Source organism: Cryobacterium adonitolivorans (assembly GCF_004402695.1).
GTDB lineage: Bacteria > Actinomycetota > Actinomycetes > Actinomycetales > Microbacteriaceae > Cryobacterium > Cryobacterium adonitolivorans.
The window spans coordinates 26,057-42,848 of sequence record NZ_SOFL01000049.1; the positions used below are offsets into that span (position 1 = coordinate 26,057).

The following is a 16,792-nucleotide window of genomic DNA, read 5'->3' on the forward strand; positions in this document are numbered from 1 at the left end:
GGATAGCCGTCATGGACGGTCTGGTGCGTGGGGCCGCCGGGCCGATGCCTAGTTGGACCGCCGCGGGCGCCGGCGCGGAAAACGCGGCTTCCAGCGGGGCTGAACGGCGGGAGGTTCGTCCTCACCCAGGCGCGGGAGGACGACGGGCAGGTGCGCCACCGACGACGTCGCGGAACCGGGGCCGATGTTCAGTGCGTCGAAGAGCACCAGCGCCGTTTTCAGTGCCGCCTGAACGATCGTGCGCCCCAGGTGTATCACTCGTGCGGTGAACGGACCTCGGGCGCGACTCCCGGTCACGATCGTGCCGTTCGGGTGACCACATCGTCGATGGCGGGCTCGAGGTCCGGCCAGAGAAACCTGTACCCGGCGGCGACCAGGCGTTCCGGCTCCACCCAGCGGCTCTTGAGCACCAACTCGGGTTCGGTGCGCAGCAGCCACATGGCCGGTTCCAGCATCCAACGGAACGCCGGCATACCGAGCCTGGCGCCGACGCTGCGGCGCAGCGTCGACATGAGCCTGCGGTTGTCACTGGGGTGCGGCGCGGCCAGGTTGACCGGCCCGGTGAGCTCGTCGCGGGCGACGATGAAACGAATTGAGGCCACAACATCGTCGATGTGGATCCCGCTGAAGCGCTGCCGCCCGCGCGAGTGATGGGTCGGAGCCTTGCCGTCGCCGGTCGGCTGGGCGACGCCGATGCCGCGGTAGCGCCGGTGCGGAAACCACCGGCCGTCGACCTGCGGCCCACCCAGCCCGAGGCGGGCCAGGCGCACGAGAATCGCGGTGGCGGGACCGTCACCGGGCACGATGGCCATCCGTAGCGCCATCCGCCGGGTCCCGGGCAGGTCACCACCGAAGAAATCGTTCTCCCAGTTGTGGGCGATGTCCGCCGAGAACCCGGTGCCGAGCTCACCGTGCGTCTCGGTCATCGGGCGATCCAGCGCGTAGCGGTAGATCGTGGCGGTGCTCGCGTTCAGCCACACTCGCGGCGGCTGCGTGCTCGTCTTGATAGCCCGGCGCAGCTGGCGGGTGGTGTCGATCCGCGAGCGTAGGATCTCGTTGCGGTTCCGGTCGGTGTACCGGCAGTCGACACTCTTGCCGGCCAGGTTGATGACCAGCGCGGCACCGTCAATCAGCGCCCGAACTGCGGTGTCGTCGTCCCAGCGCGCGTCGGGCCCGGTCCGGCCGATGCAGACGACCTCGTAGCCGCGGTCGTCAAGCTCGCGAACGAGCCTCCGGCCGATAAACCCGGATGCCCCGGCTACCACTGCGCGTTCTCTCGTGTCCCCCACGGGTCCAGCCTACGACGCGCGTCTGCCGGCGTAGCTCCCGCGTCTGGCGCGCGTTGCCTCGGGGCCGGCCAGCGCAACGCGCACCGTTCGGCCTCAGGCCTGCACTACGGCCAGTGGCAGGCCGAGCGCGGCGGCGACACCGGCGTTGGTGACAGTGCCGGCGTGGATGTTCAGGCCGGCCGCCAGCGCGGCGTCGTCGGCGATCGCCCGCTCCCAGCCCTTGTCGGCCAGGGCGATCACGTAGGGCAGCGTGGCGTTGGTGAGCGCCCGTGTCGAGGTCTCCGGCACCGCGCCGGGCATGTTGGCGACGCAGTAGTAGACGGAGTCGTGCACGGCGAAGGTGGGCGCGTCGTGCGTGGTCGGCCGGGACCCTTCGAAGCAGCCGCCCTGGTCGATGGCGATGTCGACCAGCACCGACCCCTTCTTCATGCCGGCGACCATCTCATCGGTGACCAGCTTGGGCGCGGCCGCCCCGGGAATCAGGACGGAGCCGATCACCAGGTCGGCGTCGGCCAGCTGGGCCGCGATCTCGTAGGCCGAGGACGCCCGGGTCTGGATCTTGCCCTCGAAGCGGGTCTCCAGTTCGCGCAGGCGTGGCACCGAGAGGTCGATGATGGTGACGTCTGCGCCCATGCCCAAGGCGTTGGCCGCGGCGTGCTCGCCGGCCACACCGCCGCCGATGACGACGACCTTGGCCTTGGGGGTGCCGGGCACGCCGCCCAGGAGCATGCCCCGGCCGCCCGCGGCGCTCATCAAGTGATAGGCGCCGACCTGCGCGGCCAGGCGCCCGGCGACCTCACTCATGGGTGACAGCAGCGGAAGGGTGCGGTTGGGAAGTTGCACGGTTTCGTAGGCGATCGCGGTGGTGCCCGAGGCCAGCAGCGCTTCGGTCTGGGCGCGGTCGGCGGCCAGGTGCAGGTAGGTGAAGAGCACCTGGCCGGCGCGGAGGTGGCCGTATTCGCCCGCGACCGGCTCCTTGACCTTGAGCAGCAGCTCCGCGGTGGCCCAGACCTCTGCCGCGGTCTCGAGAATGGTGGCGCCCGCCACCGCGTAGGCGTCGTCGGCGATCGAGGAGCCGAGTCCGGCGCCGCGCTGGATGAACACCTCGTGGCCGCGGCGGGTGAGCTCAGACACTCCAGCCTGGGTGATGGCCACGCGGTTCTCGTTGTTCTTGATTTCGGTGGGGACTCCGACGCGCATGATGGCTCCAGTGTGAGTAGGGAATGGACGCGGGTTCAGCCCGAACAATCAACTGCTCCCTGCAGGAAATGATGCTGTTTTCCTGTTTCGAATGGGTTTCAACCGAAGAATCACTAACCAACTCGATTCGTGGCTGTCGATTTCGTTCTTCCCCAGGGCGGGCATCCGTCGGCGACCGCAGATTGTTCGGTGACCTGGCACGGTAACCCACGGGGCGGATGCACCGCCGCTAGTCCAGAAGCGGCGTCACCCCGGCCTGCAGGGCATCAATCTCGCACCGCACGTCGCGCGCGCTGCCCGGGTAGACCTGCCGCGCCCGAACCGCCGTTGTGAGGGCGGTCCGCTGCAGGTCGAAGTACTCGCCGCTGGTGGGGTCATCCCGGCCGGCGACCGCGGCGGCGGCCACGGCGCGGGCGGCCGCACGGCCCTCCTCCACCTCGGCGTCTTCGGCGCTGGTGTCGATCCGCAGCGTCTTGGCCAGCAGCGGCAGCGTCGAGCCCTGCAGCAGCAGGGTGCCGACGGCCACGATGAACGCGACGGTCTGGATGATGGTGCGGCCGGGGAAGGGAGCCCCGGAGGCGATGGTGAGTGGGATGCCGCCGGCCGCGGCGAGGGTGATGATGCCGCGCATGCCGGTCCAGGAGACCAGGAGGTTCTCCGCGGGAGTCAGCACCGTGACGTGGCCGTTGTTGCGTCCGCCCTGCCGCCCCAGCGGACCGGTCCGGCCGCCCCGCCCGGGACCGCCCCGCCCGCGCCGCCGGCGCCGGGCCCGGGGATCGATGGAGGCGGCCATCCGCCGGGCGTAGATGAGCAGCGAGAGTTGCGCGCGGCTGTAGCTGAAGTACACCCAGGCGAACCGGCAGAGGATGACGGCGAGCAGCACAATCAGGCCCAACCCGATGGTGGACCAGGTTGGAGTGTTCGACTCGGCGAGGTCTTCCAACACGAACCGGAGCTGCAGCCCCATGTAGGCGAAAACGAACGCCTCCAGGATCAGGTCGACAACGGGCCAGAGCGCCGCCTCCTGCAACCTGGTGCGGTAGGCGGTGGCGGGCAGGGCCGACGTTCTGTTGCCGAAGTGGGACAGGCTCACGGCGAAGCCGGCCGCGACGACGGCAATGATGCCGGAGGCCTGCAGCTGCTCGGCCGCGAAGTAGGCCAGGAACGGCACCAGGAGGTTGAGCCCACTCTCGATGGTGGGGTTGCCCACCTTTGCCCGCACCCCGACGACGACCCGTCCGACGACCACACCGAGGATCAGGCCGACCGCGGCCTCCCAGCCAAAGAGCAGGAAGGGGTTTTCGATGAACTCCCGGTCGCCGGTGACGGCCGCTACCGCGACAGCGAACAGGGTGAGCGCCGCCGCGTCGTTGACGAGGCTCTCGCCGGTGAGAATCGAGATCGTGCGCCGCGGCAAACCGATCTCCCGGCCGTGGCTGACGGTGGTGACCGAGTCCGGCGGCGAGACCACGGCGGCGAGCACGAAGGCCCCGGCCAGGCCGAGCTCCGGCGCGATCCACGAGGTGAGGAAGCCGACGACCACGGTGGTGAAGATCACCAGGCCCACGCCGAGGCCGAGGATGCTGCGCAGGTTCTTGAGGAAGGCGAAGAACGAGAAATTGAGCGTGGCCGAGTAGAGCAGCGGCGGGATCACGACCCCGAGGATCAACTCGGGGTCGAGCTCGAGCCGGGGCAGGCCGGGGATGAACGAGATAGCCGCCGCCAGGGTTACGGTGACGATGCCGGCCTGCAGGCCACGGAGGTGGGCGAAGGCGGCGATGACCAGAGCACCGGTCATCACGAGGAGCAGCTGGACGTCCATGGTGCCTGTCTTTCTGTGGTGTCGTGCCAGTCTTCCCTATCGGGACGGCGTAGAACGGGCGCATGGTCGTCGAATCCGCCCGGCCGATGGGCGCGCGCTGGCTTGGAAGTGAACCGCCGGATCCGGAGCTGCCGTGGCAAGCTGTGGGCATGTAAAATGTGCTTGGAATCGGCGGATACTTCCTGCGGGCCGCGGGCCGCGGACCCTGAGTCGTTGAACGCCTGGTATCGCGATTGCCTCGGCCTGGACGCAGGTGAGAATGGCCTGTGGCAGCAGGAAGCAGGGCCGACGGTGTTCGCGACCTTCGAGCCCGAGACCGACTACTTCGGCTCCCGGGCTCAAGCCATCATGCTCAACTTCCGGGTGCGTGATCTCGACGCGATGCTCGCGCAATTGCGTGCCGCGGGAGCGGACGTGGCCGCCCAGACGCAGGACATGGAGGGCGTCGGTCGATTCGGGTGGGTCACCGACCCTGAGGGCAACCGGATCGAGCTCTGGCAGCCCGCCTGAGCGCATCCTCTGATCGATCAGAGAGGAGGCTGCCGGGTCAGCAGCTCGCCGCGCACGCTCGGCAGCAGGGCCGAGCCACGCATCACGCCGGCGTCGGCCAGGCCGTCGACGATGAGCCGTGCGGATGCCGGACCCGTCGCCACGGCTACCTGGGCCTCGCGCGCCAGCACCGGGTGACAGGCGATGGACACCAGGCGCAGCACGTCGTCATCGATCGGCTGCCAGTCCTCGGGGCTCATGCCCTCGATGGTGCGCGCCGCCAGGTCGTGGGCGATTGCTCGGTACCTGTCATCGAGGCGCTCGCGCCGCCACCAGGTGTCGATGGCCTTGCGCTTGGCGACGGCCGTGAGCCAGGCCCCAGGGTTCTGCGGGATGCCCGACTCCGGCCATTGCCTGAGCGCGTCGAGCACAGCCTCCTGGGCGAGATCCTCGGCCAGCACCACGTCGTTGGTCATCTTCGCGAGCGTGGCCACGATCCTGGCGCTCTCGATGCGCCAGACCGCCTCCACGGTGCGCCGCGCATCGGCCATGGTCCGAGCCTGCCCGCCGAAGTCCCGTCAGGCCTGGCCGCTCTCGGCGCGCCACAGTTCCTGCTGCTGCAGGATCGGGTTGTCGGCCGCCTCGCCGAAGTCGCTCATTTCGGTGACCCGGCGCACCTCCAGCTTCGACCCCGGTCCGAGCGGGCACCGGCTCGCCCACTCCATGGCCTCCTCCTTCGACGCGACCTGGATCATCCAGAAGCCGCTGAAGAGTTCGTGGGTTTCACCGTAGGGTCCGTCGGTCACGATGGGAGGGTCGGCCGCGAAGTCGACGACGAAATTGTCGGTCATCGAGTCGGCCAGGCCGTCACCGGCGAGCATCACGCCGGCCTTCATCAGGGCCTCGTTGTATGCGCCCATCTTCTCGATGATCTCGTTGATGTCCGCCGTCTCGTAGTCCTGACGGGCCGCTTCGGTTGCTCGCATGATCAGCATGTACTTCATCGGGCTCTCCTCACTTCTCAGGGCGCCGAGTGCGTCCCTCTACATGATGCGTCGAACGGGGCCGGCCTGGATCGACAGGTCGGTGAAGAAAGACTCAGCTCGTCAGGACCTGCCGCGTGATGGACCTCAGCAATTCTTCGCCGGCCAGGATGCCGCGCCTCGCGGTCACCTCGAGGTTGTGCCTCGTGAAGGCCGCGTCGTGCAGTTCGCCGTGCGCCGGGCGGAAGGCGAAGTGCGCCTCCTCCAGCATGCGCTGGTCGAGGAGCGAGTCGCCGGCGGCGAGCACCGTGGGTGCGCCGAGTCGGCGGTGCACCTCGGCGACAGCAGCGCTCTTGTTCACGGCCTCCGGCACGCAGTAGAGCTTCCGCCCCTGCACGGATACCGTCCAGCCGAGCACCCGGCACTGCACGTGCAACGCGGCGATCCACTCCGCGGGCATCGCCTCACGGTCGATGATCGCGTAGCTGAACAGGTCCTGGGCGGTGTGTACCCGCACGATCCACGCCGCGGCGGCCGGGTCCTCGAGCAAGGACCTGACCTCGGCCAGCGGAGCCGCTTCCGCGCCCAACCGAGCCCGCAGGGAGCGTGACCAGACCGGATCGACCTCACCGTCGACCAGGATCGCGCCGCCGTTGGTGGTTATGGCGAAACGCGGGACTGGGCCCGGCAGCTGCACACGGCCGTACTGGGCCACGGTGCGGGTGGTGACCGGCACGAAGGTGGCCGCCGCGGCGAGCTCGAGCAGAAGCTGCTCGGCGGCGCGCGTCATGTAGGAGATCGGCACACCCTTGTAGACCTCGGAAACGACAATCGGGGGAGCCTGGGCGTCCGGCGTCTCGAGCCAGAAGGCGCGCGACGAGTAGATGAGCGTGCGGTCGAGGTCGCAGGCAACCAGGGGCATGACGGTCACTGGGCACCCGCAAGCCCATGGCCGGGCCGGATGAGCCCGACGCAGCTGTACGGCAGGTCGGGCACGATCTCGATCGGGACGCCGCGCTGCTCGGCCAGCAGCAGCACGTGCGCGACATCCGCCACGGCATCCGCCCGCACCAGCACCTTCCACGGAACCCGGCGCAACAGCACCCGGGTGGTTTCGCCGACTCCCGGCTTGACCAGGTTCACGTCGTTGATGCCGTACTCGGTGCTGATCTGCTCGACCGCCTTCCAGCCGACCCACGACGGGGTGCGGTCTTCTGCGTTCGCCGCCGCGACTCCGTCGGCGACGTCGTCCGCGACGTCAGGGAAGTAGCCGCAGACCGTGTCGAGAAAGTCGCGCGAGACGTCGTTGTGGCTCAACTCGGCATAGAACTTGGCGCCGTGGAACTCGTCTTCGCCGATCAGATCCCGGTTGAAGACGGTGCGGGACACGAGCCCGGACACCGTGGAGTTCAGGCAGGCGGACGGGATCAGGTAGTCCTCGCGAGTGCCGTGGATGGTGACGCAGTGCCCAGGGTCGGCCAGTACCGCCAGGTCGTCCTTGAAGAACACGCCGTCGGTCTGGCTGAACAGGGCGATCGCCGCGGACAGTTCACGTGCGATGGCGCCCTTGCCGGTCCAGCCGTCGACGAAGATGACCTGCTGTGGATCGTGCTGGGCGGCGAGGTAGCGCAGGGCGGTCTGGTCGAGCCCCACGCCGCGCACGATGCTCATCGTGTAGTGCGGCACGTCGATCCCGCGTGCGTGTTGGGCCCAACGCCGCATCAGGATGCCGATCGGGGTGCCGGCCCTGGCGAGGGAGACGAACACCGGCCGGTCGCCGCGGGCGGCGAGGGCGAGGTCGGTGACGACGCCGACGGCGACCGCGAGCCGGCGGCCCGAACGTTCCAGGGCCTCACGGTAGAGCGCCTCGTATTCCGGCGACGGCAGGTACTCGATGGGCAGCGACTCGGCGTAATTCGCCGCCCCGCTCTGGATGGCGTGCTCGCGCTCCTCGGCCGGTGCCTCGAGGGCGGCGCCCTGCAGGTCCTGCAGCAGCCAGCTCACGTCCTCGGCGGCGTATGAGCCGAAGGCGGGGCCGCTGAGCGGGTGGGGCAGCACGGCCGCCGGAGGAATGGGGCTGGTCACGGGTTGGGTATCCCATCGGTGGGGGCGGACGCGGTCAGCAGCACGACCACGATGCGGTCGCTGACGCGGCGGAGGGTTTCGATCACGCCGTCGTCGCCGTCGAGCCCGGCGGGGTCGGTGCCGGGTTCCGGCATGAACACGACCGTGCCGAAACGGCGGCCGGAGGCGGTGAGGTTGTAGGCGAAGCGCACGCCCACGCCGTCGGAGGTCGTGTCGTGGCTGCGGAAGCGGATGGCGCTTCTGATGGGGTAGTCGGCGGCATCGAGCGCGGCGATCGGCGATCGGGTGCTGGTGGAGAACCTGACGGCCAGCGGCGCTGCGGCGCGCCCCAATTCGTCCGCGGTCAGCATCGGCAGGGCAATGAATTCTTCCGAGCCGAGGACCAGGACCCCCCGGTCGCCCGTGGCCGGCTGCCCGGTGGGGAGCAGGGCGCACACACGATCGGCGATCGCCGAAGCGACGCCGGCGTCCGTAGGTGCCGTGGTGCCGAACCGGGCGCTTCGCAGGGGCGAAAGGTCGGTGCAGTCGAGCAGGCTCACCTCTCCGCCGCCGGCAGCTGCCGGGGCGACGGTCGGCATCGACGCGATCATCCGGCCGGCGCGAGGGAGCACGTCGGCGGGGAGCCCGATCGAGCCGGCGGCCAGGCAGACAACGGAAATGCGGGTGCAGAGCGTGGTGCCCAGCTGGTCGAAACGACCGAGATCGGCGGGGGACCGCAGGTCGATCAGGGAGGCGATCACCCAGTGCCGTTGCGGGATGAGCGCCTGGAGCGCCGTGATCGTGTTGATCACCGTGGTGCCGGTGCTCAGTTCGTCGTCGACCAGAATCGTCGTGCCGCCCGGGCGCAACCAGTGCGGGTCGGTCGGCAGCAGGGCATGGTCGGTGGCGTGGGAGTGTTCCTCCGCGAAGCCGGCGAATGATGTGGCCCCGGCCGGCGCGTGCCGCGTCGAGTGCAGGTAGTAGGCGCCGAGGGCGTCTGCGACAAGCTGGCCGAGGCCGGTGGCCGTCTCGGCGTAGCCGAAGGTGACCACGCCGGGTTGCGGCGTTGTCGCGGCGCGGATGTCTCGGCGTAGGCCCGTGAGTTCGCGGTGGGCCTGCGCCAGGGTTTCCGCATCCGTCGAATCGGCGTTCTCGGCCAGCCGGGCCACCAGGACAGCGAATCGGTCGCCGAGTGCGCGCGCACCCCGATGGGCGCCGCCGCCGACGACGCCGGAGACGAGAAGACCGAGTAGTTCACCGGCCGCCAGGGCGATGCCGGGCACCGTCGGTACGTGTTTGGCGAGCACCGTGGAGACGAGCAGGTGGGCGCGCTTGGGGTTGTGGCGGAGGGCTATGCCGACGAGTTCGTCGACACCGAGGATGCTCCGGTCGTGATCGGTTTCCACGTGGATGTCGAGGGCTGTTGCCACCGTCACCGCATGCTCGCTTCGAGGAGGTCGACGAAGGTGGTGGACTCCGAGGCGACACCGAAGGCCTGGGCGCGCAGCATCGTCTTGTGCGCCCACGCGGAGTGCGGCTTCGCCTCGTTCATCTTGTTGCCGTACGGGGACGCGCTCGCCCCTCCGCCGACGTTGCCCAGGATGACCGAGGCGTCGAGGAACTCCTCGTGGCTCACGACCGACAAGGCGTGCACAACCGACACATGGGTGGGATGGATCACCGTCTTGCCGAGGAGCCCGTTCGCCTGGTCGAGGGAGATCTCGCGGATCAGCCCGTCCAGGCCGCCGAGCATCAGCCGGTGGCGCAGGTCCCGCTCGTTGGCTTCGACGAACGGGGTGAGGCGCAGCTGCGGACGGAGGATGCGCTCGGTCGAGTAGTGCTCCCAGACGGTGCCGGTGATCACGAAACTGTCTTCGGACCGGCCAAGCACGTTCACGATGTCGGAGATCACCGAGGCGACCACCTGCACGTCGTATACCGTGAGATCGCGGGAGCGGCGAAGCCCGAAGGCGCTGGACAGGTCGGTGGCGCCGATGCGCGCGGCCAGCACGTCGTCGCGGTTGTCGTGCAGGATCCTGCGGATCGAGGAGAGCGCCGAGGCGCGCGTTTCGCTGTGGATCATGCTCGGCGACTCGAGGATCGGCATCAGCCGCAGCCGCTTACCTCCCTGCGAGCCGTCGGCGCCGCTGTGGCGCTGGATTTGGCGGAGCGCGACGAAGAACGCCTCGGCATAGCCGGTTTCGTTCTCGAACTTGGGGACCACGAATCCGCTCAACAGTGCAAGGCCGGCTCCGCAGGCCTCGGCGACCCGCAACATCTGTTCGGGGGTGCGCACGCGCACGAAAAGCAGTGGGAGGTCGGTGTCCGGCTTGTCCACCGACAAGTGATGCAGCGTCCTGATCGCGTCGGCGACGTTGACCTCCGCGGCGGGCACGGCGCTGTCGGCGATGGCGTCCTCGAGACAGAGCACCATGCTGACGCAGCCGCGTGAGGCCTGTTTCACCACGTCTTTGGCGATTTTGGGCCGGTCGCCCGGGCAATAGAGCGTGGCACCGAGGAATGCGGCGAGCAGCGGTGCTGGCGAGTCGATCGCCACCTCCTGCGGCTGCCGGTGGAAGAGCTGAGTGGCCTGGGAGTTCTTCAGGAATCCAAAGTGGCGCATGGTTCTTATCGGCTCCGGGACTCTCGCGTGACGACATGGGGGGTGAGGGTGAAACCGAACTGCTGGAGGATCGCGTCGTCCGACAAGGTGCGGTCGACCGGCTCGGCGCGCAACTCGATGAGGTTGCCGATCCTCAGGAGGTAGAGCACGAACATCCGCGAGTCATCGCCCCGAGCGGTCGTGACCGTGGACCCGTCGAAGATCTGCACGCCGAGTGGGTGTGGGCCGCGCGCGACGAACAACGCCCGGCGGAGTTCCTGCACGTGACGCAGGGAAACGACCGCGTCGGCCTCATCGAACCCCACGAGCGGCCGATTGCCGGAGGTCGTCACCGGGGTGCCGGCGAGGTCGCCGGCGGCGTTCGCTGAGCCAGTTACCCGGTCGGCGTCCTCCCACACCGCAACATCGGCGCCGCTGACGATGAGGCTGCCCACGGCGGACTCACGGGCGTTGAGCCGGAGGACCGGCTCGGAGTGGCCCAGTTCGCGGACATCATCGATCGTGGGGGCGGGGAAGGGGAGCGAGTCGGGCGAAACGACGGGCCGTGCCGCCGCGACGGGGGCCGTGCCGGCGGGTGACGCGGGGCCCGGCGTCGCGGGGGCGAGCGACAACCCGGCGGACGCTGCCCGGCGGGGTTCCGGCTCGGGCGCGGCATTCTCGGGTGCGGTGCTGACCAGCGCGGCGCTCTCGGCCGCAGGCGCGGGCCTGACCCGCCTTCGCAGATACCCGATGTCGGTGCGCACCGGGGAGTTGTTCAGCGCCACCGGTCAGAGGTCGATTCGGAAATCGGCGGCGACACCGGCCAGGCCCGTCGAATAGCCCTGGCCGAGGGCACGGAACTTCCAGTCGTCGCGGTGGCGGTAGAGCTCGCCGAACATCAGCACGTTGATGGTGCGATTCTCGCCGGCCGGGAGAACGAAGCGCACGAGCTCCCGGTTGTCGCCGGTGGCCACCCGCACATACGCCGAGCGCACCGACGAAAAGTTGACGGCTCCACGCACGTCGGGGTCCACGTAGACGACGAACACGATCTTCGAGACGTCGGCGGGCACCCGCGCGAGGTCGACGTCGATCTCCTCGACGTCCCGGTCATCGCGGAAGCCGACCGAGCCATCCTGGCTGACGATCTGGTTGAAGAACACCAGGTGATCGTTGGAGAGCGACTTACCGTGCGCGTCACACAGAATGGCCAGGGGCACGAGCTCGGCCTGCGGCCCGCGGCTGGGGATGATCTCCCAACCGAAGCCGACCATCAGGTCGGTGAGCCCCGGATTCTCGGCGGTCAGGGCCGCGTTGGCCCCCGGGATCAGTGTGTTCACGACCGTCCGTCCAGGGTGAGGGAGGGAGCCGCGAACTTATCGGCGAGGAAGCGCCCGTGAGTGGAGAGCTCCGCGATGGCACCGATGCGGATCTGGTTGAGCAAGTCGTTGATCGTCTCTTCGAGGATTCCGAGCTGGGCGGAGAACTGCAGGGTGGCGGCCGAGGTGTTCGTGCGTTCGCCCTCCGGCAGGGCCAGGAAGGAACGCAGCGGAGTCGGCAGGTAGTCCCGGATCATCGCGTCGAGCAACACGCGCTGCTCGGTCGAGGCGTTCTGGGCGGCCACCATCTCGATCACGACACGCAGCAGGTCGTCGATCTGCGCCAGCCTGGAGCTGAGTAGCGTGGGCAGCTCGCCGCCGGCGCTCCGCACGGCGGTGCGCAGGAGGTCGAGCGCGCGCGCCGTCGCCTCGTCCTCCGATTCCGCGGCCCGGGGCTCCGCCAGGACCGATGGCATCTCCGGCGTCGCCGGACCCTTGAACAGCGAGTCTACGAACTTGCCGAATGCCATGCCCTCACCGTCCCCGTTGTATCGCCCGACTAACTAGCGTAGCTCCCGCTGTTCGCCCTGCTTGCTGCGTTCCAGGTAGGGCTTGGCCTTCTGCAGCCCGACCTCGAGGGCCGTGACGGTGCCCTCCATGTTCTTGGCGGCGTCGGCGCGGAAGGTGTCGATGGCGTCCATGGTGGCGAACACGTTGTCGAAGGCCTTCTGCAGCGTCTCGACGCTCACCCCGGAGTTCGACGCCTGCTCGTGGATGCGCACGGTCTGGTCCTTGAGCATCTCGCTGGTCTTGAGGATCATGTTGTTGGTGGTGGTGTTGATCGCGTCGATCTGGTCGAGCACCATCTTCTGGTTGGCCAGGGCCTGGGCCACGATGACCGCCGTGCGCAGGGCGGCGATGGTCGTCGTGCGCGCCCGGTCGACGCCCTTGATGAGTTCCAGGTTGTTCTTGCGGATCAGGTCCATCGCCAGGTAGCCCTGCACCGATACCGCGAGCTGGGTGAGGATGTCCTGGTGGCGTTGGCGGATCGGGAAGAGCACGTCAGCCTCGAGCTTCTGCGCTTCGTCGATGCGGCCGGCCGAGCGTGAGGCGTCAATCTTCTCTACGGTGGCATTGTCCAGCGCCTTGGCAAAGACCGCGTACTCGCTCAGGGTCTGCATGGTCTCCCAGAGCTGCACCTTCTCACCGGCGAGCGACGCGTTGTCCTTGAGGAGTTCGTCCTGCCCGCTCATCAGCGACTTGATGATGGCGTCGAGCTGGGTCTGGGCGGACTCGTACTTCTGGAAGTACTTCGCCAGCTTGTTCCCGCCGGGGATGAAGCCCAGGATCTTGCGTCCCATTCCGAGGTCGGCGTCGTTCGGCGTCAGGTCTTCGACGGTCGAGCGCAGCTCGCCCAGCGTATTCGCCACGGTGATCTGCGCGCTGTTGCCGGTGCGCTTGGCACCGGCGACCGAGGTCGACGAGCGTTCCAGCATGCGGGTGGAGTAGCCGCTGGACTGCACCATCTCGGCGCCGGCGAGGGCCGAGATGCCCTCGATCTTGGCGCTGAACTCGGGTGTGCGCGGGTCGAGGGACGAGACATCCGCCACGAACTCGCGCGCCTGACGGGCGATCTCCTGCTGGCGCTCGGCCGGAACAGGAACCATGCCGGGTGCGTCGTCCGCCACCACGATGTCCGGGGCATCCGGTGCTTTGAGCACCAGCGCCATCTCGGAGGCGTCCGGGGGAGAGAGAGGTGAACTCATGCGACTTCCTGTCTGATTCTGATTCGGCGGGCGGCGACGCGGGAGGGCCGGTTAGTCCAGTGAGATGCCGAAGTCGGTGGCGATGCCGGCGAGTCCGGAGGTGTAGCCCTGGCCGACGGCCTTGAACTTCCAGTCGGTGCCGTTGCGGTAGACCTCGGCGAAGAGCATGGCGGTCTCGGGTGCCGCGTCCTCGCTCAGGTCGAAGCGCACGATCTCCTGGTCGTCCTGGTCGACGATGCGGCAGTACGCCCCGCGCACCTGGCCGAAGTTCTGGCGGCGTGCGTCGGCCTGGTCGATGGAGACGACGATGACCACGCGGGAGACGTCGCTGGCCACAAGACGCAGGTCGATCGTGATCTGCTCGTCGTCGCCGTCGCCGGCGCCCGACCGGTTGTCGCCGAGGTGCACGACCGACTTGTCTGCCGAGGCAGGCTGGTTGTAGAAGATGAAATCGGCGGAGGAACGCACCTTGCCGTTGTCGCCGACGAGGAGCGCGGAAGCGTCCAGGTCGAAGGACTCGCCGCTGGTCGTGCGCGGGTCCCAGCCGAGGCCGACCGTGGCGACGGTGAGTCCGGGGCTGACCTTGGTCAGCGAGAGGTTGTTGCCTTTTGCGAGTGTCAGACCTGCCATGGGAATTGTCTCCTTGTATGCATGATGTGGGTGAACGAGCCGTGCGGTGGGGCGCGGTTTAGAGGACCTTCGCCGCCGCAGTGAGCAGGTCCATGGCCGAACGGCCGGTGGCGCGCTCTCCGATGGCCTTGAAGGTCCAGCCGGTGCCGTCGCGGGACACCTTCGACATGATCATCGCGGTGTGCGGGCCGCTGTCGGTCAGCTGGTAGCGGGCGACCTCGGGGGTGCCGGCTGAGGAGTCGTCGACGAGGCGGCTGAACGCGTTCTGGACGGCGTCGAAGGTCTGCTGGCTGTAGCTGCTGATGACGAAGACGATCTGCGAGACCGCAGCGGACACCTTGGTGAGGTCGACGAGGATCGTTTCGTCGTCGCCATCTCCGGCCCCGGTCAGGTTGTCGCCGGTGTGGCGGGTCGATCCGTCCTTGCTGCTGAGCTGCTGGAACCAGACGGTGTCGAGAACCTTGCCGGAGGCGTCAAAGAAGATCGCCGAGGCGTCGAGGTCGACCTCTGGTGCCTTGCCGCGACCGAACAGTCCGCGCTTGACGGGGGCGGCGCTGTCCCAACCGAGGCCCATGCGGACCTTCGAGAGGTTGCCGCCATCCGCCTTGGTCAGCGAGAGCGACTGGCCCTTTGACAAGCTCAAACCCATTGTGTACTCCTTCGTATGACGTTTTGTGTTGGTCAGCGCCAGTGCGCGCCCAGTCTAGAGGCCGCCGGCACGGAAAATCCTGTATGGAGCGGGCGGCGAGACGGCTACAGCCGCGAGTCGCCGCCCACTCCTGGGTGTTTGTTACTACTTCGCGAAGCTGCTGTGTGCTTCGTGCGCCTCGGCGAGCAGGGCCTGAAGTTCTACGTCTTCGGCGGCACCAGCCTGGTGCTTGGGGGTAAGCAGGCCGAGAGCGCGCTCGTGGGCCACGACGAGTGCGTAGGTCTCGTCGCGGGTCTCACCCTTGCCGCTGAAGTCGCCGGTCAGGTACTTCTTGGCCGATCCCTTGCTGAGCGCGATCGCGCTGTGCGCGCGACCGGCCGGGCTGACGAGCGAGGCGACAACGGTGACCGCGAGAACACCGATGATCACGGCGAGCGAGAGGCCGGTGCTGATCTCGAAGACCGGTACGTGCTCGCCTCCGTTGATGAACGGCAGCGTGTTCTCGTGCAGGGCATGCAGCACGAGCTTGACGCCGATGAAACCGAGGATCGCGGCCAGGCCGTAGCTGAGGTAGATCAGGCGGTCGAGCAGGCCGTCGATGAGGAAGTAGAGCTGACGGAGGCCCATCAGCGAGAACGCCGTCGCGGTGAAGACGATGTAGACGTTCTGGGTGAGACCGAAGATCGCGGGCACGGAGTCCAGCGCGAACAAGAGGTCGGTTCCACCGATGGCGACCATGACGAGAAGCATCGGCGTCATGACCTTCTTGCCGTTCTCCATGGTGAACAACCGGTCGCCGTCATAGCGCTCGGTGGTGTGGAACAGGCGCTTGGCGAGCCGGATGATGAAGTTGTCGGCCTCGTCGCTCTCGGCTTCAGGCTTGAGCAGCTTGACCGCGGTGTAGATGAGGAACGCGCCGAACAGGTAGAACAGCCAGGCGAACGAGTTGATCAGCGCCGAGCCGAGGAAGATGAACCCCGTGCGGGCGATCAGCGCGAAGACGATGCCGAAGAGGAGCACCTTCTGCTGGTCGGCGCGGGGCACCTTGAAGCTGGCCATGATGATGAGGAAGACGAAGAGATTGTCGACAGACAGCGCCTTCTCGGTGATGTAGCCGGCGAAGTACTCGGTTCCCAGCGTGCCGCCGCCGAAGAAGAGAACGCCGAGCCCGAAGACGATCGCGATTCCCACATAGATGGCGGACCATTTGGCGGCCTCGGGGAGGGTCGGCTCATGCGCCTTGCGCACGTGGAAGAAGAAGTCGAAGGTGAGCAGGGCGACGATGCCGAGGATCGTGAGGAGCCAGACGTATCCGGGTATGTCCATGGGTGGTGTTCTCCGCGAGGGTAGTGGTGTGATTTAGTTGGGGTCGCCCAACCGTTCGCATGCCTACCGAAAGGTAAGGTAGCTCCACTATATTAGTTGGGTCCGTCCAACTAATCGCACAGCCTCCGAAAAGTCAGGAAACTTTCAGCCATGGTGCACAGCCGGGAAACCCCTCCAACGGTGGGAGAGGCCCTGGAATCGGCCCTGTCGACGATCTTCCGCTGGTCGACGCGCGCCGACAACAAGCGGATGCTGCACGATTCGACCGGCGCCGCCCTCTCCAGCACGGACTCCTGGTTGCTGGAACGCGTCGTGGTCGCCGGGCCCCTGCGGATGTCGAAGCTCGCGGGCTGGATGGCGGTCGACAAATCCACCATGACAACCGAGATCCGGCGGCTGGAAAAATCGGGGCTGGTGAGTCGGCGATCCGATCCGACCGATCGCCGCGCCGTGCTCATCACCGCGACGGAAGAAGGTCGTACTGCAATCGCCCGGCACCGCCAGCTCGCCCAGGGCGTCTACGAGACCCTGGTCGGCAAATGGACGGAAGAAGACCGCACCGAGTTCTCGCGGCTGCTCGGCCGCTTCGTCGACGAGCTCTCCTGGGTGACCGATGCGGTGGCCCGGCACAACGAGTCGATCTGACCGGTGCG

Annotated in this window: 19 protein-coding genes; 2 read left to right on the plus strand and 17 right to left on the minus strand. The window is 68.0% G+C overall.

What is annotated here, in order from left to right; translation table 11 throughout:
• Positions 1-48: 48 nt before the first annotated feature.
• From E3O42_RS15085 to E3O42_RS15100, 4 genes are all read right to left on the minus strand, one after another.
• Complete coding sequence (locus E3O42_RS15085) at positions 49-258, minus strand: hypothetical protein (RefSeq protein ID WP_134454724.1); 210 nt, start codon at positions 256-258, stop codon at positions 49-51.
• Positions 259-293: 35 nt separating this feature from the next.
• Positions 294-1,289 carry an epimerase gene (locus E3O42_RS15090; protein WP_134454725.1) on the minus strand — a complete coding sequence of 332 codons (996 nt, stop codon included), beginning with the start codon at positions 1,287-1,289 and terminating at the stop codon, positions 294-296.
• A gap of 93 nt (positions 1,290-1,382) precedes the next feature.
• Positions 1,383-2,489, minus strand: a complete 1,107-nt coding sequence (gene ald, locus E3O42_RS15095; RefSeq protein WP_134454726.1) for an alanine dehydrogenase — start codon at positions 2,487-2,489, stop codon at positions 1,383-1,385.
• Between the two features lie 229 nt (positions 2,490-2,718).
• Positions 2,719-4,311 (minus strand): cation:proton antiporter, encoded by a 1,593-nt coding sequence (locus tag E3O42_RS15100; protein WP_134454727.1) that lies wholly within the window; start codon positions 4,309-4,311, stop codon positions 2,719-2,721.
• 213 nt (positions 4,312-4,524) lie between these two features.
• On the opposite strand from E3O42_RS15100, the gene E3O42_RS15105 reads away from it, so the two are divergent.
• Positions 4,525-4,821, plus strand: a complete 297-nt coding sequence (locus tag E3O42_RS15105; RefSeq protein ID WP_241984863.1) for a VOC family protein — start codon at positions 4,525-4,527, stop codon at positions 4,819-4,821.
• Between the two features lie 17 nt (positions 4,822-4,838).
• On the opposite strand, the gene E3O42_RS15110 is transcribed toward E3O42_RS15105, so the two are convergent.
• The 13 genes from E3O42_RS15110 to E3O42_RS15170 form a co-directional block, all read right to left on the minus strand.
• Positions 4,839-5,351, minus strand: coding sequence for a sigma factor (locus E3O42_RS15110; protein ID WP_134454728.1), 513 nt, complete (start codon positions 5,349-5,351; stop codon positions 4,839-4,841).
• Between the two features lie 27 nt (positions 5,352-5,378).
• Positions 5,379-5,804 (minus strand): YciI family protein, encoded by a 426-nt coding sequence (locus E3O42_RS15115; protein ID WP_134454729.1) that lies wholly within the window; start codon positions 5,802-5,804, stop codon positions 5,379-5,381.
• A gap of 94 nt (positions 5,805-5,898) precedes the next feature.
• Positions 5,899-6,705, minus strand: a complete 807-nt coding sequence (locus E3O42_RS15120) for an HAD family hydrolase (RefSeq protein WP_134454730.1) — start codon at positions 6,703-6,705, stop codon at positions 5,899-5,901.
• Positions 6,706-6,710: 5 nt separating this feature from the next.
• The gene (locus E3O42_RS15125; protein ID WP_134454731.1) at positions 6,711-7,868 is read right to left on the minus strand and encodes a cysteine protease StiP family protein; all 1,158 of its coding nucleotides are present in this window, start codon (positions 7,866-7,868) and stop codon (positions 6,711-6,713) included.
• A complete protein-coding gene (locus E3O42_RS15130) occupies positions 7,865-9,283 on the minus strand; it encodes a phosphoribosyltransferase domain-containing protein (RefSeq protein WP_134454732.1) in 1,419 nt (472 codons plus the stop codon). Before E3O42_RS15130 ends, E3O42_RS15125 begins: the two co-directional genes overlap by 4 nt.
• Positions 9,280-10,470, minus strand: coding sequence for an HpcH/HpaI aldolase/citrate lyase family protein (locus tag E3O42_RS15135; RefSeq protein ID WP_134454733.1), 1,191 nt, complete (start codon positions 10,468-10,470; stop codon positions 9,280-9,282). Before E3O42_RS15135 ends, E3O42_RS15130 begins: the two co-directional genes overlap by 4 nt.
• 5 nt (positions 10,471-10,475) lie before the next feature.
• The gene (locus E3O42_RS15140) at positions 10,476-11,234 is read right to left on the minus strand and encodes a hypothetical protein (RefSeq protein WP_134454734.1); all 759 of its coding nucleotides are present in this window, start codon (positions 11,232-11,234) and stop codon (positions 10,476-10,478) included.
• 3 nt (positions 11,235-11,237) lie between these two features.
• Positions 11,238-11,789 (minus strand): TerD family protein, encoded by a 552-nt coding sequence (locus E3O42_RS15145; RefSeq protein ID WP_134454735.1) that lies wholly within the window; start codon positions 11,787-11,789, stop codon positions 11,238-11,240.
• A complete protein-coding gene (locus E3O42_RS15150; RefSeq protein WP_134454736.1) occupies positions 11,786-12,298 on the minus strand; it encodes a hypothetical protein in 513 nt (170 codons plus the stop codon). Before E3O42_RS15150 ends, E3O42_RS15145 begins: the two co-directional genes overlap by 4 nt.
• A gap of 33 nt (positions 12,299-12,331) precedes the next feature.
• A complete protein-coding gene (locus tag E3O42_RS15155; RefSeq protein WP_134454737.1) occupies positions 12,332-13,534 on the minus strand; it encodes a toxic anion resistance protein in 1,203 nt (400 codons plus the stop codon).
• 51 nt (positions 13,535-13,585) lie between these two features.
• Positions 13,586-14,164, minus strand: coding sequence for a TerD family protein (locus tag E3O42_RS15160; RefSeq protein WP_134454738.1), 579 nt, complete (start codon positions 14,162-14,164; stop codon positions 13,586-13,588).
• A gap of 58 nt (positions 14,165-14,222) precedes the next feature.
• On the minus strand, positions 14,223-14,813 hold the full coding sequence (locus tag E3O42_RS15165; RefSeq protein WP_134454739.1) for a TerD family protein: 591 nt from the start codon (positions 14,811-14,813) through the stop codon (positions 14,223-14,225).
• 144 nt (positions 14,814-14,957) lie between these two features.
• On the minus strand, positions 14,958-16,139 hold the full coding sequence (locus E3O42_RS15170) for a TerC family protein (protein ID WP_134454740.1): 1,182 nt from the start codon (positions 16,137-16,139) through the stop codon (positions 14,958-14,960).
• Positions 16,140-16,289: 150 nt separating this feature from the next.
• Between E3O42_RS15170 and E3O42_RS15175 the strand changes: the two genes are divergently transcribed.
• Positions 16,290-16,784: a MarR family winged helix-turn-helix transcriptional regulator gene (locus tag E3O42_RS15175; RefSeq protein WP_134454741.1), complete on the plus strand. Its 495-nt coding sequence runs from the start codon at positions 16,290-16,292 to the stop codon at positions 16,782-16,784.
• The last annotated feature ends 8 nt before the right edge of the window (positions 16,785-16,792 follow it).

What these genes read in the sequence shown, in the direction of transcription:
- ald (WP_134454726.1), bottom strand. Translation starts at nt 2,489, where the DNA reads ATGCGCGTCGGAGTCCCCACCGAAATCAAGAACAACGAGAACCGCGTG.
- E3O42_RS15100 (WP_134454727.1), bottom strand. Translation starts at nt 4,311, where the DNA reads ATGGACGTCCAGCTGCTCCTCGTGATGACCGGTGCTCTGGTCATCGCC.
- E3O42_RS15110 (WP_134454728.1), bottom strand. Translation starts at nt 5,351, where the DNA reads ATGGCCGATGCGCGGCGCACCGTGGAGGCGGTCTGGCGCATCGAGAGC.
- E3O42_RS15115 (WP_134454729.1), bottom strand. Translation starts at nt 5,804, where the DNA reads ATGAAGTACATGCTGATCATGCGAGCAACCGAAGCGGCCCGTCAGGAC.
- E3O42_RS15120 (WP_134454730.1), bottom strand. Translation starts at nt 6,705, where the DNA reads ATGCCCCTGGTTGCCTGCGACCTCGACCGCACGCTCATCTACTCGTCG.
- E3O42_RS15135 (WP_134454733.1), bottom strand. Translation starts at nt 10,470, where the DNA reads ATGCGCCACTTTGGATTCCTGAAGAACTCCCAGGCCACTCAGCTCTTC.
- E3O42_RS15150 (WP_134454736.1), bottom strand. Translation starts at nt 12,298, where the DNA reads ATGGCATTCGGCAAGTTCGTAGACTCGCTGTTCAAGGGTCCGGCGACG.
- E3O42_RS15155 (WP_134454737.1), bottom strand. Translation starts at nt 13,534, where the DNA reads ATGAGTTCACCTCTCTCTCCCCCGGACGCCTCCGAGATGGCGCTGGTG.
- E3O42_RS15160 (WP_134454738.1), bottom strand. Translation starts at nt 14,164, where the DNA reads ATGGCAGGTCTGACACTCGCAAAAGGCAACAACCTCTCGCTGACCAAG.
- E3O42_RS15165 (WP_134454739.1), bottom strand. Translation starts at nt 14,813, where the DNA reads ATGGGTTTGAGCTTGTCAAAGGGCCAGTCGCTCTCGCTGACCAAGGCG.
- E3O42_RS15170 (WP_134454740.1), bottom strand. Translation starts at nt 16,139, where the DNA reads ATGGACATACCCGGATACGTCTGGCTCCTCACGATCCTCGGCATCGTC.
- E3O42_RS15175 (WP_134454741.1), top strand. Translation starts at nt 16,290, where the DNA reads ATGGTGCACAGCCGGGAAACCCCTCCAACGGTGGGAGAGGCCCTGGAA.